Source organism: Paenibacillus sp. S25, from assembly GCF_019454085.1.
In the GTDB taxonomy this organism is placed as follows: Bacteria; Bacillota; Bacilli; order Paenibacillales; family Paenibacillaceae; genus Paenibacillus; species Paenibacillus polymyxa_B.
The window spans coordinates 5,686,826-5,708,811 of record NZ_CP073683.1 but is presented as its reverse complement, the minus strand read 5'-3'; the positions used below and the strand labels follow the sequence as shown (position 1 = coordinate 5,708,811).

The window sequence follows — 21,986 nt, the reverse complement described above, 5'->3', positions numbered from 1 at the left end:
AAATAGTAAATCATTATTAAGAGGAATTGTCAAGGAAGGTAAGGTCACCTGATAAGAAATGTATTAATTTTCAAATCAAAAATAATTAAAATTTTAGGTAATTTGTACAGAAGCCCATGATGGATATCACGAAGACAAGAGGACTTGCGCGAGCAACACGCAAGTCCTCTTTTTTGCATCTGGCTTCGAATACTTGACTCAGCCTTTGACGGCTCCAGCGACGACGCCTTTGACAATGTATTTTTGCAGAAAAATAAATACGATAATGGAAGGTAGCACTGCCATTACCATCGCGGTCATGGCATATTGCCAGTCTGACGTATACTGTCCGACGAAGGTGTAGGCGGCCAGCGTCAGCGTTTTGGTGCTAGGTGAGCCATTAACCATGAGAAGCGGAAGCAGAAAATCGTTCCAAATCCACATCACGTCGATAATAACAATGGTGGCGGTGACTGATTTCAGCAAGGGAAAAATCACGGAAAAGAAAAGCCGGAAGCCCGAGGCCCCATCGATTTTAGCGCTTTCGTCGATCTCAGCCGGAATACCTTTCACGAAGCCGTGATAGATAAACACTGCCAGCGGTGCGCCGAAGCCCCAATACAGCAAGCCAAGGCCCCAAGTGCTGTCTGCTAGATTTAAGTCTTTCGCCAGTCGCAAGACAGTGAGCATGATGGACTGAAATGGAATCAGCATCGGCATAATGCACAGCATGTAAATCACGGAGCTCCATTTGCTTTTGGTTCTTGCCAGCTTGTAGGCCGCGATGGAAGATATCAGCACGATACCTGCCAGGCCGACGACGGTAATAATGGTGTTATTCAGAAATAGGCGTGGATAGTCGATGAATTTCCATACATATACGTAATTATCCAGCGAAAGCTGCTTGGGCAGCGCAATGACGTCGGTCATGACCTCAGCGAAGCTTTTGAACGAATTGTTAATGGCGAGAAACAGCGGGTACAAAAATAACAGTGATAATACAATCATGCCCGCTTCTAGCAAAATACGTCCCGTACGGCTGCGTTGCATCAGGCTTCAACCTCCCTGCGTTTAAAAATAGACAATTGAATAATCGTAATGATCAGGACTGCAACGAATAAAATCAATGCTTTGGCTGTTCCGTAGCCATACAGATTGTTCTGGAACGTGTCCCGGTAAATATCATACGCAATGCTGTATGTCGTACCTCCCGGCCCACCGCCGGTCAGAGATAAAATGACGTCAAACACTTTGATCGAGTTGGTCAGTGCCATGAAGACTGAGATCGTAATGGAAGGTGCGAGCATCGGTAGAATAATACTGAAAAATCTCCGAATCGGCCCCGCGCCATCAACAATGGCAGCTTCTTTTAGATCCTCTGGCACAGATTGTAAGCCTGCAATATAAATGACCATGTAAAAGCCAATGGATTGCCAGATCGATACTGCCAAAATGGAAACAAACGCGAGCCCTTCCTCACCCAGCCAGCTTAGCTGGAAGATGCCCCAGCCTGTACTGTGTCCCAGTGACTCAAAGCCTTGCATGAAGATGAATTTCCATATAAAGCCGACAATCACGAGACTGAGGATGTACGGGATAAAGAAGGCCGCCCGCAGCCAAGCCGAGCTTTTCAGCTTCATATCGAGAACGAGCGCCAGCAAAATGGCCAGCACATTCACCAATACAATGTACAGGATGGCATACTTGACGGTAAACCAGGCTGCATGTGCAAAATTGGCGTCCCCAAGCAGGATTTGCTTGAAGTTATCCAGACCTACAAATTTCGGATGTTTGGATATGCCGTTCCACTTGGTCAGGGAATAGCGTATCGTCATCAAAAACGGAATATAAAATGCAATCGTAATGCACAAGATTACGGGCAGTGTGAATAAACCGAATTCCAGTTTACTACCCTTGTCGCCCCAGGTTCCCCTTTTTTTCAGCATAACGCACCTCTTTTTCTCAACATTTTCCGCTCTTTCGCTCCAAGCTGTTTAAGATATAATGAAAGTATAGGATAGCCCCTAGGGCCGGACCAATGGATTTAAGAAAACAGTTGAGGGTAAAAATGTGTACGCTTTCAAAAGGGGCGGTTATCATGATGTCAGAGCGCGTAGGAACGATTCTTCGCTCCATGTGGAGGAGGATCACGCAAAAATTAGTGAACAAGCTCATTCTTCTTTTTACCTCGGTGATTATTCTGGTGGCGGGCTCACTCACAATTATTTCCTATCAGATGATTGAAAAGGAGTCGGTTAACCATAGTATCGCTAGCACGACCAATAATCTGCTGCTGGTCAATCAGAATTTGGAGGATTACTTGGAGGGAATGCAGCAGTTGGCTCTTCCACAGCTACGTTATAACGATATCATGAACGCGATTGCCAATGAGAACCGGGACTATGCTTCGCGAATGGTCATTGAAGATTACTTGCGCAGCATGTTTTATTCGCGTAATGATCTGGAAGCAATCTATCTGTACGTGGCGGACCGACATCAATACTATGTGGTTACCAGGGAGACGTACAACATTACGGTGCGCAAAGGAATGAACACGGATATTCCCAAGCTTCCTTGGTATAAAGAGGCGATGGCTAGTACCACGAACGAATCATTTCAATCCTTTGTGGGGTCCCGCTCTGATATGGGCTATGTGGCGCCAAAGGCCAGCTTTATGGCATACCATCGAGTGCTAAGGTCGATTGCATCCCGTCACCCGCAGGCGGTGCTGTCCTTTTATTACAATACGAGCGCCGTGGATGAAATCATGCAGAACATCCCACTGGGCAAAGGGGACCAATTGATGCTAATGAGCCCTAAAGGGGTTCCCTTTTATGTGAATAGCTTTCCGCTATATGAGCGGATGCGTGATTCCGGAGTGTTGGCACAGATCGGCAAGGGAGGAAGCGGGCGAGTAACGTGGTCAGATAGCAGTGGCAATCAGGAGTATTTGGTCGTCTATGATGCTGGTGAAAAAGATGGGTGGCAGCTCATCAAGCCCATCCCATACCGCCAGATTTATGAAGCAGCTACGACAACACGGAATTGGAGCTATGCCATCGGGGCTTTATTTTTAGGTGTGTCTATTATATTAGTGACACTGACCTCGAACGCCATTACCCGACCTTTACATAAGCTGTCCACCCAGATGAAGCGGTTTAGCACCGGAGATTTTGGGGCAACAGCTCCTGTGAAGGGACATGACGAGATTGCATATTTGTCGCTGCATTTTAACGAAATGGTCGAAAGAACCGAAGAACTTATTAATGAGCGCTATCGCATGAAGCTGGTCGAAAAGAATGCCATACTCAAGGCGTTGGAGGCTGAAATTAATCCTCATTTTCTCTACAATGCCCTGCAAGCCATATCCACACAGGCATTAAAGCGGGAGATGTTCGACATGGCGGATATGGTGGATGCATTGGCCCAAACGTTGCGGTATTCCATCAACGGCAAGGATATCGTAGTTGCCCGCGAAGAGCTCAAGCACATTGAACGGTATATAGGCCTGCAAAAAGCAAGGTTCGGGGCGAGACTGCGGGTCGAAGTGGTATGGGAGGAAGCGCTGATGGAGCTGCCGATCCCGAGATTATCCGTACAGACGTTGGTGGAAAACGCTATCAAGCATGCGTTGGAAAAAGTATCAAGCGATATTCTGATCGTCATTTCAGCCGAATCGAGTTCTACAAATGCCACAATTGCAGTCAGGGACAACGGACCTGGAATTTCAGAGGACAAGCTGAGACTGGTGCTGGATTCATTCCATGAAAAATGGGAAGAACGGGAGAGCGAGCATATTGGTTTGAAAAATCTGAACACACGGTTGAAGCTTTTGTATGGAGATCAGGCAGGATTATTCATACTTACGGATGAAACGGGAACGGAAATGAGAATGCAAATTCCCCGGGGAGGAAGTAGTCATGTATAACGTATTGATTATTGACGATGAAGAGCCGTTGCGCGAAGCCATTCGTATTATCGGGGACTGGGACCGTCTGGGCATCGAACATATTTATGAGGCGACGAATGGAAGATTGGGACTGGAGCTGTTGGGTCAGCACCATATAGATGTGGTGATGGTCGATATGAAAATGCCTGAGCTGAACGGTATCGAATTTCTTCGCGCGATCGAAAAGGCATATCCCCATCTGCTGACGATTGTCATTAGCGGCTACAACGACTTTGAATTTACACGGCAGGCGATTCAATCCCGGGTGGTGGACTATCTGCTCAAACCTATCAATCGTCAGGATCTGAACCAGGCACTGCGCAAAGCAGTGGACATTCTGGAAAGCCGAGAGCAAAGCAAAAACAAGTTCATTAGCCAGAACATTACGCTGAATATGTCACTGCCGAAGCTGAAAGAGAAGCTATACTTGTCCATTTTGGACGGTAGCTTTAAAAGGCAGGCCAATACGGCGTTGCTCCCATTGATTGGAGCGGATCAGCCGGGGAATCGCTTTGGGGTGATCGTGCTGCGGCTGCTGAACAGGGATGAGATTCGCAGGACACGTTTTCATGGCGATGCCGATCTGATGGATTTTGCTGTGACCAATGTGTTAGCTCAGACGTCAGATGAACGGTTGAGTTGTTTTAGCTTCTCCCATCCGCGACGGGAGCGTGAGGTCGTTTCGATCTGTACCCTGGCCCCAGGACAAGAAGAACATATGGCCTTACTATTGGCACAAGTGACACAGAAGGCGGTGGCGAACCTGCATGGGCTGTTCAGCATGGTGGTAGCTGCCGGATTGGGTAAGCTCTGTACAGATGTATTGGAGCTAGCGTCTGCTTATATGGATGCCAAGACGCTTATCCACAGTACGGATGTGCTGAAGCTGGAAGGGGAGTCCATTCTTCATACAGTGCCACGGCAAATGGGTACGTTAGAGGAAATGTCATGGACAGAGCGACTATTGTCGATCCAAAAGGATGCTCAGACAGGTCAGGCAAACCGGGCAAAGGTACTGCTGGGCGATCTGCTGAAACAATTGGCATCAGGCCCTATTTTCCGTTTGCAGGATGCGGATCGAATGATGAAGGAGTTCCATTTTTTACTGAGAGAAGCTGCGATTGAGTTGGGTGCGTCTACGTCAGCGTTGAATCAGGATAGAGCTTTGGAAGAACCGGAGCACGGGGGTGAAGGCGATTTGTCTGCTGATTTTACGAGCTTTGTCCACTACGGTCAGAGATTGAATCGAATGCTGGAGCTTTACATTGCTGGGGTCCAACATGCTCAAGCGGGGAACCAGCCCTTTGACATAACGGATATCAAAAGGCACATCGACCGTTATTATTTTGAGGATATCAAAATTTCGTTTTTTGCTGAAACCTATTTTTTGAGTCGGGAATACCTGATGAAGCTGTTCAAGCAGCAGTTTGGTTACGGTATTCACGAATATGTACAGAAGGTTAGAATGGACAAGGCGAAGGAGCTGCTATGTGATTCTAGCCTGAAAATACAGGAAATCTCGGATATGCTCGGCTACAAAGATAAAAATTATTTCAGTAAGGCTTTTCGTAATTATTATCAGGTGTCACCGTCTGAGTATCGCGTGAGCCTGCAATAAACCACTTTTTTACCCTTAACGCTTCACTAATCTGCCTTTTTAAATTGGAGTATATTTTTTAGAATGAGCGCATGGACGTTGATCACAAACAAATGGGGGAGTATCCATGTTAAAGAAGATGATGGCGTTATCCGGCAGTTTGCTTTTGACGGTCGGTTTGTTGAGTGGATGTGGAAGCAGCGGCGGTACGGATGCGTCGAAAGAAAGTGCTGGCGGCAAAGAAGATTTGAAAACGGTTACAATAAATATGTTCACAGCCTCACCGGAGTATACCGATGCTTTTAACGCGTATATCGAGGAGTATAAGAAGGTCAAACCTAACGTGAAGATCAATCTGGAGATCATGCAGGCAGACTACAACACGATTTTGAAGTCGAAAATTGCCTCAGGTAGTACACCGGATGTATTCCAAACGACGGCAGGAGGCGACATCGACACGTATGCGGATTATAGCGCCGATCTGACCAATGAGCCGCTGGCAGCAGCCATGACGGATGCTGTTCGAGCGAATATGAGTTCCAGTGACGGCAAAGTGCTGGGATTCCCGGTGAAGGGGAACCTGTTTACGCTGATTTACAATAAGGATTTGCTTACCAAGGCTGGGGTAACCTCCCCGCCGAAGACGATTGCAGAAATGCAGGATGCGGTCACCAAGCTAGAGGCGAAGGGCATTACTCCATTTGCCAATGCATATAAAGAGTGGTGGGTATGGAAGCATATCTTCCAACACTATGTAGACGCTGCTGCGCAGGATGCAGGCGTGGAACCGAAGCAACTCGTTAGCGATTTTATCGCAGGCAAAGCAAAAATTAAGGACTACCCAGTGCTGTACAACAACTTCTTTAACTTCATTGATTTGACGGTGAAACATGGCACAGATAAGCCGCTGGAACGGGACAGCAATGCGGAAGTAAGTGATTTTGCATCCGGAAAAGCTGCGTTTATGACGGGTAAAGGTGCGTGGGATGAGGAAGCAATCAAGAAAATTAATCCTGATCTCAAGATTGGCATTATGGGGTATCCGGTGAGTGACAAAGCTGATCAATCGGTCATCATTACCGGTGCAGATCAGGCGCTACGTATCAACAAGGATTCCGAAGTATCGAAGGAAACGATTGAATTTTTCAACTGGCTGTACACTTCGGAATACGGCAAGAACTGGTTCTCCCAGGTAGCGAAGGTGATTCCTCCAATTAAGGATGCACCGCTTCCTGATCTGGAAATGCCTAAGGAAATGGAAAGCATTTTGAAAACGTCGAAGTCCGGTGATCTGTCTGTTAACTACTCGCTGGATACGTTCCACCAAAAATTTGGCGAGCTGATGCAAGCATATATCAGCGGTAACATGAACAAGGATCAGGCGGTTGCAGAGATCGAGAAGGCATGGGTACAATTAGGTTCAGCACAATAAGGTTGGTTCCGCAGAGGCGTCCGTAAGGGCGTCTTTTTGTGTTATAGCTAGGAGGTGGAGAGGCGTCGACAAAAAAATATTTAATAATAATTAAATATTTACTTGCAAAAAGTTATTGAGTTGTGGATAATAGGTTGTGTGCAATATATCTACAACATACGACATACATAATGACTGCAAGTTGCAAATGTGAGAGATCCCCCGTTTGAGGGAATCTCTTTATTCCGTTTGGGCTATGCCGATCATGTTTATAATAGACCGTGTAATTTGAAACGCATTTTCATTGATGTAGTAAAGGTAAAAAGGAGATGAACGTTTTGACGAATTCGTTGTTTACACCGTATACACTGAAAGATTTGGAATTAAAGAACCGTGTGGTAATGCCCCCGATGTGCCAATACTCGGTGACAGCCAAGGACGGGATTCCGAATGATTGGCATCATGTTCATTACCTGAGTCGGGCTATTGGAGGTACGGGCCTGATTATTATAGAAATGACGGACGTAGAACCGGATGGACGGATTACAGATTATGATCTGGGTCTTTGGTCAGATGAGCATATTCCGGCGTATAAGAAGCTGGTTGATGGCATTCATGCGCACGGGTCCAAGGTAGGCATCCAGATTGCTCACGCGGGCCGTAAAGCTGAGGATGCAGCTGAGCCAGTTGCTCCTTCGGCCATTGCATACCCGGATGCGAATTATAAACAGCCACGCGCGCTTACCACGGAGGAAGTCCGTGGCATGGTGCAAAAATTCGCAGACGCTGCCCGGCGTGCGGTTCAAGCGGGCATGGATACGATTGAACTTCACGGGGCACATGGTTACTTGATTCACCAATTCCATTCGCCAGTTACGAATAAGCGAGACGACGTGTATGGTCAGGAGCTATCCCGTTTCGGTGTTGAGGTTATTCAGGCTGTACGTAAGCAAATGCCTGCGGGTATGCCGTTAATCTTACGCATCAGCGCAGTGGAATACGTAGATGGTGGGTACGATGTGGATCATGCCATTGAGCTGAGCCGTGCATATCAGGCGGCAGGCGTAGACGTGATCCATGTTAGCTCGGGCGGGGAAGGCCCTGCTGGCGTCAGAAAGCCGGGCAACTATCCGGGCTATCAAGTGCCGTTCGCACGCCAAATTCGCGAGGCACTGAACATCCCGGTGATTGCTGTAGGCTCGTTGGATGACCCAGCCTTGGCGCAGTCCGTTATCGGCAACGAGGATGCCGATCTGGTCGCTGTGGGACGCGGATTGCTGCGCGATCCATATTGGGCGATTCATGCAGCAGTGACGCTGCGCGGTGAGAAGCCTTCCATACCTGAACAATATCAACGTGGCTACTGAGGCCTAAGTAATCCCACGTTGTTTATATATAAACAAGGCACCTGCAACGAAGTGTACGCTTCGTCAGGTGCCTGTTTTGTTTTATGGACAGATGGTACAGTATAAGCAATCTTACACGTAGTAGTGGTTATATTTTGTATATCATATAGAACGCTATTAATAGCGTTGATCGGATTAATCGTTACGATTGTATTGCGTTGAACCAAAACAAAAAGAAATAGACCGCCCTGGTGAGGGGAATACGGCCTATTTCTAATAGCTAGCCCTTATCAGCCGACCGCTCTTCAAAGCGGCTGTTGCCAAGAGTAGGGATGTTACCAGCATCCATGCTCTTTTTAGTATATCCTTCTATCATTTAGTTGAGCACAATTGAATAACCGATGTAACTCATTTGGTGAAAATTTTAACTTCCTTTGGAGCAAGAGTTACGGTGATCGAGCCATTGTTAATCTGAACGGAGTCGTTGCTTAGCTGGTTGGTCAGGCGGGTTCCGTTGGACAGATTATCGAAGTTGCCAATCGTGCGGGTTTGGCTATTCCAGGAGTTGTTGATAAAGACGATGGCCTCGTCGCCATTTTTAGAGCGCTGAAAACTGTAAAAGGAGTCGTCCACCCATTTTTCCTTTTGGTTGCCGTTTTGCAGAGCAGGGTGGTTGTTGCGCACAGAGTTCAGCTTAGCGATGTACTGATACAGGTCATGGTTGGCGTTAAACACAACGTTTTCCCGGTTGGCAGGATCATCTCCGCCACTAAAGCCTTGCTCGGTGCCTTGATAGATGATAGGAATCCCGCGTGAGGTCAAAGTAAAGCCCAAGGCGGCCTTGAGCTGAGGCCATTTGTCATAGTTAGCACCCGGCTTGCCAGAGGCGTCATTCAGGAAACGTTTTACATCATGATTGTCGATAAATACACCGTTGGTCTGGGCATCGCGATAGTAACGATCATCTGAGTAGCGCTCCTTGATTTTCCTCATAGATTGATCGTGTCCGAACACATCCTTGATTGTATAATACATCGGAAAATCCAGCGCGGCATCGAGATATCGGGTATAATCGCCCACATAGGCGGGGTCGCCATGGAAAATTTCACCCATGGTGAAGGTATTGGCGGCTTGGTCAAAATCCTTCAGGAACCCTTTGGGTACATGCTTCACAGTGTCCACCCGCAATCCGTCGACCCCCGACTCGTTCAACAGCCATTTGATCCAGTTTTTGAGCTCATTTGCTGTTGCAGGGTTGTCCTGATTCAGGTCATCTAATCCAGCCACATCACCGTTTTCGATTTTCGATTGGTTGTTGGAGCTGTAGTCTGCTCCTGTGATGTCGCCATTGTGATGATACCAGTCCGCTTTGTCAAAAGGAGCCTTGGCGATGCCGTTCCCAGGTTGAAAATCGCCGGTGTGATTGGGAACTACGTCCAGCATAACAGCGATATTTTTGTCGTGTGCCTTACCAACCAGCTCTTTGAACTTGTCCATGGTACCAAGATGTCCGTCTACCGCATAAAAATCATACGTATGATAGCCGTGATAAGCGTATTCGCTCTTTTGCATCGTTACCGGAGTAATCCAGATGGCGGTAAATCCCATATTTTTAATGTAGTCGAGCTGGTTAATAATACCTTGAAAATCGCCACCATGCCACTTGCGCTGATCGTTGTTGTTGGAATTGAAGCCACCGTAATTATCGTTGGACGGATCTCCGTTGCTAAATCGGTCTGTCATGATAAAATAAATGCTCTGTTTGCTCCAGTCTGTGTTGAGGGGAGTGGGCTTGGAGAGGGTATTCAGATCTATAGGAGTGAAGGCGCCCGAAGGCGCCTCCGTTTGAATAGTTACTTCAACTCCGTTAGAGTTGGGTACGTACGTAGAAGTGCCTACGTTTAAGGATGCACCCGAAAGTTCCACTGTTTGGATAGGTCCTACAACTTCGTTGAGGTTGGTTGTGTAGGTGGAAGTCCCTACGCTGAGGATGCTCCCCGAAGGTGCCCCCGTTCGGATAGTTCCTGCGGCTCCGTTAGAGCCGGGCGTATAGGTAGAAGTTCCCGTGCTGAAAAGGTAGTTCTTCGTGTTATTGCTGTCCCAGCTGTTATTGCCGTCATTAAAAGCGGCTTCCAGTTGGGAGGCAGACCCGATATCGACGGTAATTTTAGCATAGCCGCTAATCTCGGCATCCTGCATTTTCACACCAGGTACGGCAGTCCAGTTTCCGCCAGCCGGGCGGTAGTGAATGTAAGGCGAGTTAAAACCTTTTTTGTAGTATACCGTTACCTTGTTAGTTGTACCGCCGCCATCCCCGGGAACCGTGCCCGATGGAGCGCCTGATGTGATCGTTCCCGCATTGCCGCTGTTACCAGGCGTGTAAGTAGAAGTGCCCGTGCTGAAGGAGTAGTTTTTGGTGTTGTTGCTGTCCCAGCTGTTATTGCCGTCATTAAAAGCGGCTTCCAATTGGGAGGCAGACCCGATATCGACGGTAATTTTGGCATAGCCGCTAATCTCGGCATCCTGCATTTTCACACCAGGCGCAGCAGTCCAGCTTCCGCCAGCCGGACGGTAGTGAATGTAAGGTGAGTTGAAGCCTTTTTTGTAGTATATCGTTACTTTGTTACCTGTACCCCCGTCATTACCGCCAGGCTTGGCCTTGCTGATAATATACTGTTTGAATCCATTCATTTCACCAGTTGGTGAGCCGTCGTTGTTGACGAGATTGTTGAGGCGTAAAAGTGTAAAGCCATGATAACCGAACTTCGTGATTTTATCTTCAATTTTTTGGAATCCGCTGCCGCCAGTCGGGAGTGCATTTTCACCATTCAGGCGAACACCCTTGGCATTAGCGATCGAGGAGACGGTATCTACTAATGTGGACGGCAAGGAATAATTCGGTGCTGTACCACTGTCGTTCATCTCCAGTGCAGTAAAGGTCAAATCCAGATCCGCATCTTTGAACTTCTCGATGAGACGGTTGTAATCATAATATCCACCTGCTTGCTCTGTGCTGTGAGGCATGGCAGGATTGTTCATCTGCCAGTGCAGACCGGAAATCTTGGCTCCGATACGGACACCGAACACGGAATCGAAGTTTTTGTGTGCAGCAGCTCCGATGACGCCCAGATGCTTCTCAAGCACGCTTTGGTACCACGACAGAAAATCCTTCCCATACGTGGAATTATACCCGCCGTTCGTGTAAAATCCGTCCCCGTCAGTCGGCGGATTGATTTGGCTAAGGCTGCTCAGCTTGGTACCCCAGGCTGCATTAATCTTGTCCATTGATCCATACTTTTCATTCATGGCCGTGCGGAACGCATTTTTGGCTGTTTCAGTGTAGGCTTGGAATTTGCCCCGTGCAGGATAACTCCATCCCGCTGCCGGATAGTATGAAGGATATCGCAATTCTCCAGAGGGCCCACCGCTTAAATAAATTTTGGGAATGATGCTTTTGTAGCTAGCAAAGGTTTGAGCAAATGAGGCATATAGCTCGTCATATTGTTTACCAGTCCCGCTCCATAATGGAGAGAGGGCTTCGTTATTGGCGAAACCGTTTTCATCCTTGAACTGCATTTCATCTGCACTGCCCTTGCTAGACAGCCAGCTTGGCAGCGGGATGTTGCAATCATCCCCCACATTTCCCCCACACTTATGCGTAGAGATAATAGGAACCCACTTCAATCCCACTTCTTTTACGGCATCTGCATAGGTCTTGTAGTAGCTCCAATCGAACTGGTTGTCTCCTGCGCTCTCCACATGGCCCCACCAGACGTCGGTGGTAATGGCATATACACCGTTACTTTTCAGCGTTTGCAGTTGCTTTTTGAAGGCCCCCCAGTCATTAATTTTCGCCAACGGTCCCATGACAGAAGCTTGAAAATCATCAGCAACCGCGGCACTCGCGGTATTGGAGGGTGAGCCAATGAAGGCGGTCAGAGATAGCACAAGGCTTAGTAGAATCAGGCACCCTTTGTTCCATAGACTTCGATACAAGGTCAAACCGATCATCCTCCCCAAAGCATAGTCTAATTCGACAACATTTTGTAAACGTCTACAAAAACAGTATAAAGCAAGCGGTTGCATAAAAAGAAGAATTTATTGCACACTCAGAGTGGACAAATATGACATTTTACGTAAGCAACCGTGTGCTTAAAAGTTTCCAGGCAAAAAAAATAAGGCATAGGTCTGAGTAAGACGCATGCCTTTTAGTGATGTGCGGATAGCCAATGCCAGTATAGGAGAAAGTGAACCTAAGCGTATAAAAGCCTTGTTCCAGTCTGTATGAAAGTATTGCAGAGGTGGCTTGTTTAATAGTTGCTTACTTAATAAATAGGGCGATTCTTCTGGTCGGCAATGCCGCTTTTACGGTAGAAATACGTATTGATCCGATCCCGCCATTCTTTGGCATGTTCTGCCTGATGCTCCAGCCGCTCCAGCACCTGTTCATACATGGCAGCATTCAGTTGCCCTCGTAGACTAACCCATGTGTCTCGGAGATGGGCCGCACGTTCTGCACCTTCAAAATGGGTATCATAGATGTGCTGTATGACAGTTTGGCCGGAGTGGAGCAAGTGTGTATAAGGAACATGGTGAAAGAATAAGAGTAGCTCATCCGGGCAGGTGTCCGTAGATTCGTAGATATCGGCAGGGGGAGAAAAATATTGTCCCGCATAGCCCGTTCCGGTTGCGGTCGTGCGATCTACCCCGATCCCCCGGCAATCAGCAAAATGGTAGGTGCCCCACATGGAATATTCGTACCCGTCTACATTCGGCCCATAGTGGTGATCAGGGTTGACCATCCAGCCGACCCCGAGGGGGGCGGTGTATGATTCGTAGATATTCCATGAATCGAGCAGCATCTGCTTAATGGTAGAAACTAAATTTATTCCGCCGTCGCTTTTTCCTGGTTTGCCAAACGTCAGCCGAACCCACTCATCAGCGATTTCGTCTGCGGACAGCTCTGGGTCCCATGCTAATCGACCGTAGCCATAAAGATTGGACTGAGCGAGCAAATGTCCAGTCCAATTGGTGTCTGCACCAATACTGGATACAGCAGCTATTCCATAGCTGGTTTGCTTGGGAGATTGCAGAGCGCCACTCACGATACGCTTGATGGTGGAGCCTTTTCCTTGGGCATAGGTGTCAAAATCCAATACCTCCTTCCATTGCGGAACAAGGTAACATAGATGTTTCTGTTGCCCGGTGTACTCTTGCGCTATTTGAAATTCGAGTAGCACCTGAGTCGCTTCCAGTGCACCGAACAGGGGGGAGACAGGCTCCCGCACCTGAAAATCCATAGGACCATTTTTGATCTGTAAAATGACATTATCTCGAAACAGCCCATCCAGCGGTTTAAAATGGTCAAAGGCTGCGCGAGCCCGATCCGTTTTGCGATCGCGCCAGTCCTGCTTGCAGTTGTAGACAAAGCAGCGCCAGATTACATGTCCGCCATAGGGCTGCAACGCCTCTGCCAGCATATTGGCTCCATCAGCGTGATTTCGCCCGTAGCTGAAGGGTCCGGGCCGATTTTCGGAATCGGCTTTGACCACAAAACCACCCAGATCGGGAACGGCGGCGTAAACTTCCTGGGCTTTGACCTGCCACCATTTAGCTACAGCAGGTTCCAGAGGATCGGCTGTAGCTAAACCGCCTAGCTGAATAGGGCTGGCATAGTTAATGCTTAGGTAGATCTGTATGCCATAGGCGCGAAACACCGCAGCTACTTTAGCCACATCCGGTAGGAATTTATCTGTAATCAGCTCGGTTTCTACCTGATGAACATTTACATTATTAATGGATAGCGCCTGAATGCCTACAGAAGCGAGTAGACGGGCATAGTCTCGCAGGCGCTTCATATCTGTCGTAAAGGCATTATTATCGTAGAAAATAGATCGGCCAGCATACCCGCGTTCTACACTACCATCCATGTTATCCCAGTGATTAATCATGCGGATGGGATTTGTAGGGTTGGATAGTTGGTCTAGAATGGGTGCTTGAATTGATTCGTCAAAGGGTTTTAACTTCCCGTCAAGTCCTCCCTGCAGGTAGCGTAGCAGATGAAAGACTCCGTATAATACGCCTTTGGAGGTCTGCCCCGCGACTGTGACGAACTGCCCTTCGAACTCATCGCTACCGTGCGAAGCCGAATAGGCGGGATCTTTCATCCCTATCCCGCGAATTCGGTAGCCTTCGGCTCCTACTTCGGCCTGTTCCTCTGCGCTGAATCGTTCTGCGACCAAAGGATGCTCTGGGAACGTACCCAGCGCAATGAATGGCGTATTCACAGGAACGGAGCTGATCTTCGGCTGCTGTCCAAACATGGAGGTCAATCCGTGCTGAAGCTCACTCGCAGCCGATTGAAGCACTTCATCTGTCCCATGGACCACGATGACCTTGCACCAAGCGGGCAGCTTTTCTACCTTACTATTGCGGCTGTAATGCAGCCAAGCCGCATAGCCGCTCTCTTTTGGCATATCCATCAGCTTGCTCATATTGGAGCCTCCTTTTGGGCAGGTGAAGATGATCCTCAGACATGCTGTTTCTGATCCTGACTCATATGCTGAGGGAGAGTCAGACGGTTGCCGTTGCCTTCATACATCCACAAAATAGCGGTAACTCCGCGCGGATAATATTTACTGCCGTGAGCAATACCGGAGAGTATCTGATCGCTCCAGCACCAATAGGATTCTTCAGGGTGAAGGAGCCATGAGGCATGGGCAGCGTCTGCGGCCTGCCCAGCTTCTTCCCAAGGCAGCTCCAGCAGCTCGCGGGCAATAAACTGTGACAGATAGATTTTGCTCAGCCAGGAGTTGTTACTGGTCGAGGACAGCTTCCAGCCTCCGTCTTCAAACAGACAAACTCCCGGTACCAGTACAGTTTCCAAATGACGCCGCAGTGCTTGGATATATCCACCGAACCGTCCATCAGGCTTAAGCGCAGCCTCACATCCTGTAAAGTAAGGGAAGATCAGCCCCTCAATGGCAGGAATAATCTGCGAATCATTACCTTCCTTAATAACTGCAGGAATATAGCCCTTGTCTGTCATATGTGCTGTGATCGCTGCTGCGCATTTGTCCGCCTGTGAGCCAGCCTCCTGTGAGAGGGAGTTAAGCCCTTTTGAGGCAAATATCTTTTCCAGTGCAACATATACTGCCCAGCATTTGCTGCCTAGATAAATGTTGTTGCGGGACTGACCCAGAGATACGTCCAGACTGTCGTAGGTCGTAATTTCCGCGCCTCCCCGGGTTCTAGAGCTGTCCAAGCCCATCAAGCCGTTTCGTTGTGCCGGGTCGGGGTGATCCCGCCGCAGCATGCTTTCGAAACAGTCACACAAGACAGGCAGCATACGTGTTGTAAATGACTGATCCTGTGTCTGCTCGATATATACCGTGGCGCAGCAAAGCCAGTTCACCAGTTCCTCATGGCTCATGTAAGAGAAGCAGTCGTCAATCCCAGCCAGCTCATAACAGGAGTACCCCTGCCGGGAGAACACGTTTGCCACGCCCATATCATGCGTAAACGTGATACCACCGGTATAGGTCTGTTCCTCTCCCGGAAAGCGTACCTCATCCCGATAGCTGTACCTTTGGACAAACCACTCCAGCTCGTTGCGTACCGTCCATGGATTTAAAATCAATTCATAGTAGAGCTGATCTGCCGTCAAATCGAGTGTATTCATCATCCGATACTCGCCTTCGTTCACAACCCAGATCGGTTCTCCGTCCGCTTGGTGAATAAGCAGTTGGGTACTGCCATAGTAGCTGTGAATCGCCTGAGCGAGCATAAATTCCTGATCCGGGCTCAGGTCGGCCGACTCCATCCAGCGATTAGCCTGAACACAGGCTGCGGTCAGGTCTGAAAAATGCTTCAACGCATAGCTTCCCACGTCTTCAATATCCTTGAACAGCTGGGTATAGTAATACGAAGCTTCGATGCCTGTTGTCACAATGCCGCCACGATAGAAGCATATGGCGAAGGTATATGTGCGCTTCTCACCTGCGGGAACGTCCATCAGAAGCGCACCCGTCGCGCCCAGGCCAAAGGATAAATTCTCGGCCATGGTCTCTCCAAGCAGTTTCTCTATTGTAAATCCGCTGGCAGGCACTGCTTCACTGCTGTTGGTCACAATGGCTGTGCTGCGTCCTTGGCCGATGCCTGTAAGTCTTTCTTCTAATTGGGTAGAATCCGTAGCGTCCCTACGCGGATCTTCTCCTATAATGCGTATGCCGCTATACGGATCACTGCCCTGATAGCCGAAAAAAGCTCTTCGCGCTGCAGTCCCCTGTGTGTTATCGACGGTTAGCTCGGCGAATACCGCCGGGACCAACGCTGCCCGCAGCTCATCCATACCTGCGGTTCCCGGCTCGGGCACCGGGCGAACAGGAGAGTACAGCCGGAACGTCAAATCGCCCGCCTGCCATGTATCCGTTCCTACTTTTAGCTCACGGGTAATGTCTGAATCGGCAAAGGCCATAAGCTGCGGTTCCGTTCGTTTACCCTTTTTCTCCACGTCGTAGCGGGCACTTTCATCCTGTGTGGATGCAAAAAAGGGAAGCGCCTCGTATACTCCGCCATCTCTAGATTGCAGCCCGATATATACATTTTCATCGGCAGGCTTACCCAGCTCCAAACCAAGTCCGCCGCGATTACCCTTAAACCCAAGTGTAAAGCTGGAAAAAGAACCGATAGGTGCATGCTGTGTGTTATAAAATATATTTTTCGACATATAATGAAACCCCTTTCATGATAAAGTTTAACTTTGAGTAACTTCACTTAGAGCCTAGCATGTCATGTGGTGGGGAACCATTGTCAAATCGCTCAACTATTTATCCAAATCGCGCTGAAAGCGATATACTGGAGTATATCCATGCAAGTAAGCCAGGAGGGAAAACATGTCGACATCACGTTTACCGAAGCGCCCCCATCATCCAGACCTTACAGTTGCCGGAGAGGAATTCTTTTTTCCCGATGTGCGAACCACAGTCAATTTGTTTGCTATTCATACACGAAGTGTCGGAAGAGAGTGGAGATATCCGCTACACGAGCATCCTCAATATGAGATTAACATCGTGCTTGCGGGAGAACAGATCATGGTTGTAGATGGTCGCAGCTATACCCAGCGACAGGGTGATCTGGTGCTGCTGCGACCGGGGATTGTCCACTCCAGCTATAGTAACGGAGAGGGATTTACGTATTTTTGTATGCATTTCGACATTGATGATAAGCTGTTTCTCTCGCTCCTGAGTCGTCTGGAGCAGGTGCTGTTTCCAGCTGAAGGAACAGTGGCAGGGCAGATGGGACCAGCGCTGGGCAAATTGCTCGATCTTTCAACGCCGGAAGACATAGGAGTAGGTAGTGATTCGGTGGCAAAGCGAATGCGGATTCAATCTGCTGTGTTTGAACTGTTCGCAACGTTGTGGGAGGCTGTATCCAGTGAAGCGGCCCATCTGCCGGAGCGTGGATATGTGCAGGCAGAGCTTGCCCATCAGATTGCCAGTCGTCTTCAGGGCAGAGTGAATCAGCCTTATGGACAGGCTGGCTCGGTGGAAAAGCAGGATGGGATCGAGGGGATTTCATCCGAGCTAGGTATTAGCGTGTCCCATTGTAATCGTGTATTCCGTAGCGTTTTCGGCGTATCTCCCCGTGTATATCTATCCGGGCTTGTGCTGCATGAGGCCAAGTTGCTGTTGGCTGATCCGCAATGGTCGGTGCAACAAATTGCCGATATGCTCGGCTATGGGGATATTGCGCATTTTAGCAGACAGTTCAAGCGCTGGTCGGGCCAATCGCCGACATCCTATCGCAAAAGCACGGTGCAGGAAAGCCCATTCGAATAAAAATAAGTATGTCTTTAAAATAGTTATGATATAATCCTTATAAAGGAGCTGAGAATAATATGAATTTACATAATCAACGTGTCGTCGTGATTGGCGGCAGTGCAGGTATAGGGCTGGCAACAGCCATAGAAGCAGCAAAGCAAGGGGCAAGCATTGTGATCGCTGGGCGTTCCGCGGAAAAACTGGAACAGGCGAAGAAGGTCATCCCTGCCGAATCGGTGGAAACCTTCCAACTGAATAATCAGATAGAGGAAGAGGTTCAAGCGTTTTTTGAAAAAGTCGGAGCATTCGACCATCTGTTTACACCGGGAGCAAGCTACACGCGTGGTCCGATCACGATAGATACGGAAAAGGCTAAAACCCCGTTCGAGGGGAAATTCTGGCCGCAATATTTTGCTGCCAAGCATGCGGTACCACATATCTCCAAGGACGGCTCGATCGTCCTCATGTCCGGAGCTTTCAGTCAACGACCGATGGGGTTTGGTGCTACATATGGAGCGGCTAACGGCGCGATTGAAAGTTTGGGCAAGGCGTTGGCAGTAGAATTGGCCCCAGTACGGGTTAATGTCGTATCTCCTGGCACGATCTGGAGAGACGGCCCTGAGGGTGAGCAGCGGGCACAGGCTTTTGAGGAATACAAGGAAGTAACCTTGCTCCGTCGAGTGGGGTATAATGAGGAGATCGCACATACTGTGTTGTATCTGATGACGAACAAGTTTACCACCGGAAGCGTGCTGTTCCCGGATGGCGGTTATACGTTGATCTAATCCGACAGGCAGGAATCAATTTTCAAACAAAAACCGGTTCAACACCATACAAAGTGTTGAACCGGTTTTTTATGATAACAGGCTTGGCCCTCTTGCAACTCTTTAGCTTTGTACATCTAACCCTTTATATTTTCGCAAAATACGTGGGTAAATCACTTTAGACCCGATGCATACCATCGCCAGCATGGCGAACAGCAAACCGCTCCATAGCGTCCCATGGATCCCCGCTCTGACCATAAACCACCCCCCTGCCAGCGAGCCCAGTGAGACCCCTAGGTTAATAAACGAGATATAAAGACTGTTGGCAAACGCGGGAGCTTCTTTGGCCTCATCAATCACCCAAATCTGGGCGACAATCAGTCCGCTGGTATGAACGGCCCCCCACACGATAATGATGAAGAGCGTAGGGATAAATGAAGAACTGATCCCGTACAACAGCAAATAGGTGCCTCCCAAGGCTACTGGATGAAAAAGAGCGGTGCGTACCTTATGCAAGCCCATGAGCTTGCCAGCCAACAGATTGCCGAGCATACCGCCGATGCCGAAAATAATAAGCAGAAAGCTGATAACATTGCTGCTCATCCCTGTATTTTGCCCCAAATATTCGGCAGAATAGCTATACACCGAGAACATGGCTGCAAAAATAAAAGTAGCCGCCCCGATATTGAGCCACAGCGACGCCTTACGCAAAATACCAAGCTGCTTCCGATAGGAGAACATTTCGGCTTGTGGTGTATCCGGCAGCATAAATAAAATACCGATCCCTGCAATCCCATTCGCTACCGCAGTAAACCAGAAGGAGGCCTCATATGAAAATTGATTGGCGATATAAGCCGTAATTGGAATACCGAGTACCATCCCCATGCTCGTGCCGAGAAAGGCTTTGGCGGAAGCTTGCGTTGCTTTTTCCGGGGGATACAACGCAGTGGCGGCGACAAAGGCAAGCGAGAAATACACCGGGTGAAACAGAGCCGGAATGATACGTAAAATTACTAGTAGATAAAAGTTGGATGTATAGGCTGACAGCAAGCTTGTTACGGCAAAAACAAACAACGACATTGTCATGATTCGTTTGCGGTTAAACCTGGACATCCATAGCACCATGAAGGGACCGAACAGCGCGATGATCAATGCAAATGAACTGACAAGAAACCCGGCCTGAGCTGCCGTAATATGAAAACGTTCAATGATGACCGGCAAAATGCCAACCACACCGAACTCGATCGTGTATACGCCAAATAGGCCAAGCGCAATGAAAAGCAGGGGCTTACTATATTTCATTAGTTTCATTCCTTCTCCACTTCTTCCTGCTTTACGTCCTTGATTTTGCATGCTAATATTTCATTAAATCATAAAATAATAAGGCAATATTCGGAATAATACATAATAATAATTGTGTTTTTGTAATATTACCTTGGACTTAAGGAGATGGATTTGATGGATCAAGTGGATCATAAAATTTTGTTGTGTCTACAAAACCAGGCGCGTATCTCCATGACCGAGCTGGGTAAGGAGGTTGGGCTTTCCCAGCCTGCCGTAACGGAAAGAGTGCGGCGCATGGAGGATAAAGGTATTATCGCCGGGTATCGTGCCATAGTTTCACATGAGAAAGTTGGAAAGCCGATCATGGCTCACGTGCTCGTGCATACGAATCAATGCAATTCATTTGTTGAGTTTTGCCAATCTGCACCTGAAGTCATTGAATGCCATAGAATCAGCGGCGAGCAAAATTACTTACTGAAAGTCATGGTTGAGTCTATGCTCAAACTGGAGCAGTTCGGGGATGAGTGTGGAAAGCACGGGCACTCTACCACGTTAATTGTCCTGTCCTCGCCTGTGAACCATAAACATGTAACTCCCACTTTATTAGACCCTATTTGAGCTATCGTAAATGGCTTGGCAAAGCTCGGTTGTAAACGGACCTGACATCCCTTCAAATGCTGTATTGGTAAAGGCGACCACACTGAGTCTTAGTGCGGGATCAACGAACCATGAATGACCGTAAGCTCCTCCGAGACGCCACGTTCCGGGTGATTCTGCTGTTCCGCTTTCGTCGGGATTTTGGAGTACGGTGAATCCCAGTCCAAAGCCCCGCCCCGGCCAACCTGCCAAGGGGAGGTTCCCGGTCTGGATGGTGCCCATTTCACGGACCCATTCCTCTGAAAGTAACGGATTGCCGCCGTTTCGCAGTGTTTCCAGCAGCAGCATGAAATCTTTTGCGCTGCCGATCATACCAGAGCCACCAGAGTGGAAAGCCGTGGGATCAAAGGCTCGTGCAGGCTGAAAACGAAGTCCAGCGGTGCCTTCAAAAACCTGCGCAACCTCAAGCTCGCGCATCCGCCGGGGTTCTGATATATCGTTGACATAAGGAGCCGCAAGCCGTCCGGCATCCGCGACCGCGAAACTGGTGTCGTGCATACCGAGAGGTTCTGTAACGAGTTTTTTAACAGCTGCATCAAGGGTTGTGCCACATACACGGCTAATGATCGCGCCGAGCACATCAGTAGCAATCGAATATCCCCACGCTTTACCCGGTGCATATAACAGAGGCGCAGAAGCCAAACGTTGCAAGTTCTCTTCCAGCGTAAGATTTGAAAAATCCATGCCATCTGATACGCCTGCACGATGATAGGGACCGCCGCCTTCTTCCTCTAAAAAGCCATAGGTCAACCCGGCAGTATGTGTTAGCAATTGGCGTACTGTAATGGAGGGCTGCTCACCACTGATTAATCGGGGGCGAAAGTCGGGCAACCAGCGTTCAATAGATTCATCGAGCTTAATCAATCCTTGGGCTGCCAAAACCAAAGCCGCAGTCGATACAATCGGTTTGGATACGGAAGAAAGCCGAAATAAAGCATCCTCATGCATAGGACGTTGTTCTTCTCGATCAGCCAGCCCCGCCGCTCGGACATACACGGGTGAACCATCCATATATATCATGACGACTGCGCCGATCAGGCGCTTCTCGGCAAGGGTTTGATCTATAACTGCATTTACACGTCCGTCCAGACCAGCTTGTATCGCAAAAACTCTATTATCCAAACTCATAAATATCCCATCCTCTCTATGATCCAGCGGTTATCGCTTGATGGAACTTA

General features: G+C 48.6%; 14 protein-coding genes. 7 read left to right on the top strand and 7 right to left on the bottom strand.

Translation table 11 applies throughout. The features are described 5' to 3' along the window. Positions 1-198 precede the first annotated feature (198 nt). Positions 199-1,029: a carbohydrate ABC transporter permease gene (locus tag KAI37_RS25055; RefSeq protein ID WP_013312583.1), complete on the bottom strand. Its 831-nt coding sequence runs from the start codon at positions 1,027-1,029 to the stop codon at positions 199-201. Then, positions 1,029-1,925 carry a carbohydrate ABC transporter permease gene (locus tag KAI37_RS25050; RefSeq protein WP_013312582.1) on the bottom strand — a complete coding sequence of 299 codons (897 nt, stop codon included), beginning with the start codon at positions 1,923-1,925 and terminating at the stop codon, positions 1,029-1,031. Before KAI37_RS25050 ends, KAI37_RS25055 begins: the two co-directional genes overlap by 1 nt. Positions 1,926-2,047: 122 nt before the next feature. Here KAI37_RS25050 and KAI37_RS25045 point away from each other — a divergent pair, with 122 nt between their 5' ends. The 4 genes from KAI37_RS25045 to KAI37_RS25030 all read left to right on the top strand — a co-directional run bounded on the left by KAI37_RS25045 (position 2,048) and on the right by KAI37_RS25030 (position 8,303). Then, positions 2,048-3,907, top strand: coding sequence for a cache domain-containing sensor histidine kinase (locus tag KAI37_RS25045; protein WP_220030444.1), 1,860 nt, complete (start codon positions 2,048-2,050; stop codon positions 3,905-3,907). After that, positions 3,900-5,546 (top strand): response regulator, encoded by a 1,647-nt coding sequence (locus KAI37_RS25040; protein WP_220030443.1) that lies wholly within the window; start codon positions 3,900-3,902, stop codon positions 5,544-5,546. Before KAI37_RS25045 ends, KAI37_RS25040 begins: the two co-directional genes overlap by 8 nt. Positions 5,547-5,652: 106 nt before the next feature. Then, positions 5,653-6,957, top strand: coding sequence for an ABC transporter substrate-binding protein (locus KAI37_RS25035; RefSeq protein WP_028540854.1), 1,305 nt, complete (start codon positions 5,653-5,655; stop codon positions 6,955-6,957). A gap of 317 nt (positions 6,958-7,274) precedes the next feature. After that, a complete protein-coding gene (locus KAI37_RS25030) occupies positions 7,275-8,303 on the top strand; it encodes an NADH:flavin oxidoreductase/NADH oxidase (RefSeq protein ID WP_220030442.1) in 1,029 nt (342 codons plus the stop codon). A gap of 387 nt (positions 8,304-8,690) precedes the next feature. Here the strand turns inward: KAI37_RS25030 and KAI37_RS25025 are convergent, their stop codons facing one another. From KAI37_RS25025 to KAI37_RS25015, 3 genes are all read right to left on the bottom strand, one after another. Further along, positions 8,691-12,284, bottom strand: a complete 3,594-nt coding sequence (locus KAI37_RS25025; RefSeq protein ID WP_220030441.1) for a family 14 glycosylhydrolase — start codon at positions 12,282-12,284, stop codon at positions 8,691-8,693. A gap of 323 nt (positions 12,285-12,607) precedes the next feature. After that, on the bottom strand, positions 12,608-14,776 hold the full coding sequence (locus tag KAI37_RS25020) for an alpha-glucuronidase family glycosyl hydrolase (RefSeq protein ID WP_071643867.1): 2,169 nt from the start codon (positions 14,774-14,776) through the stop codon (positions 12,608-12,610). Between the two features lie 35 nt (positions 14,777-14,811). After that, entirely contained in the window at positions 14,812-17,010 is a 2,199-nt protein-coding gene (locus KAI37_RS25015) for a glycoside hydrolase family 52 protein (RefSeq protein ID WP_220030440.1), read from the bottom strand. A 166-nt stretch (positions 17,011-17,176) separates the two neighbouring features. On the opposite strand from KAI37_RS25015, the gene KAI37_RS25010 reads away from it, so the two are divergent. Beyond that, entirely contained in the window at positions 17,177-18,121 is a 945-nt protein-coding gene (locus KAI37_RS25010) for a helix-turn-helix domain-containing protein (RefSeq protein ID WP_071643863.1), read from the top strand. A gap of 59 nt (positions 18,122-18,180) precedes the next feature. Next, positions 18,181-18,888: an SDR family oxidoreductase gene (locus KAI37_RS25005; protein ID WP_023990938.1), complete on the top strand. Its 708-nt coding sequence runs from the start codon at positions 18,181-18,183 to the stop codon at positions 18,886-18,888. A 102-nt stretch (positions 18,889-18,990) separates the two neighbouring features. On the opposite strand, the gene KAI37_RS25000 is transcribed toward KAI37_RS25005, so the two are convergent. Next, positions 18,991-20,169, bottom strand: a complete 1,179-nt coding sequence (locus KAI37_RS25000) for an MFS transporter (RefSeq protein ID WP_076292786.1) — start codon at positions 20,167-20,169, stop codon at positions 18,991-18,993. 156 nt (positions 20,170-20,325) lie between these two features. On the opposite strand from KAI37_RS25000, the gene KAI37_RS24995 reads away from it, so the two are divergent. Beyond that, a complete protein-coding gene (locus KAI37_RS24995; RefSeq protein ID WP_025724086.1) occupies positions 20,326-20,769 on the top strand; it encodes an Lrp/AsnC family transcriptional regulator in 444 nt (147 codons plus the stop codon). Here KAI37_RS24995 and KAI37_RS24990 read toward each other — a convergent pair. After that, positions 20,755-21,936 (bottom strand): serine hydrolase domain-containing protein, encoded by a 1,182-nt coding sequence (locus KAI37_RS24990; RefSeq protein ID WP_076292785.1) that lies wholly within the window; start codon positions 21,934-21,936, stop codon positions 20,755-20,757. The genes KAI37_RS24995 and KAI37_RS24990 overlap by 15 nt on opposite strands. Between the last annotated feature and the right edge of the window lie 50 nt (positions 21,937-21,986).

Coding starts and splice junctions, on each gene's coding strand:
- KAI37_RS25040 (WP_220030443.1), top strand. CDS start 3,900: ATGTATAACGTATTGATTATTGACGATGAAGAGCCGTTGCGCGAAGCC.
- KAI37_RS25005 (WP_023990938.1), top strand. CDS start 18,181: ATGAATTTACATAATCAACGTGTCGTCGTGATTGGCGGCAGTGCAGGT.
- KAI37_RS25010 (WP_071643863.1), top strand. CDS start 17,177: ATGTCGACATCACGTTTACCGAAGCGCCCCCATCATCCAGACCTTACA.
- KAI37_RS25000 (WP_076292786.1), bottom strand. CDS start 20,169: ATGAAATATAGTAAGCCCCTGCTTTTCATTGCGCTTGGCCTATTTGGC.
- KAI37_RS25045 (WP_220030444.1), top strand. CDS start 2,048: ATGTGTACGCTTTCAAAAGGGGCGGTTATCATGATGTCAGAGCGCGTA.
- KAI37_RS25055 (WP_013312583.1), bottom strand. CDS start 1,029: ATGCAACGCAGCCGTACGGGACGTATTTTGCTAGAAGCGGGCATGATT.
- KAI37_RS24990 (WP_076292785.1), bottom strand. CDS start 21,936: ATGAGTTTGGATAATAGAGTTTTTGCGATACAAGCTGGTCTGGACGGA.
- KAI37_RS25035 (WP_028540854.1), top strand. CDS start 5,653: ATGTTAAAGAAGATGATGGCGTTATCCGGCAGTTTGCTTTTGACGGTC.
- KAI37_RS25015 (WP_220030440.1), bottom strand. CDS start 17,010: ATGTCGAAAAATATATTTTATAACACACAGCATGCACCTATCGGTTCT.
- KAI37_RS24995 (WP_025724086.1), top strand. CDS start 20,326: ATGGATCAAGTGGATCATAAAATTTTGTTGTGTCTACAAAACCAGGCG.
- KAI37_RS25050 (WP_013312582.1), bottom strand. CDS start 1,925: ATGCTGAAAAAAAGGGGAACCTGGGGCGACAAGGGTAGTAAACTGGAA.
- KAI37_RS25020 (WP_071643867.1), bottom strand. CDS start 14,776: ATGAGCAAGCTGATGGATATGCCAAAAGAGAGCGGCTATGCGGCTTGG.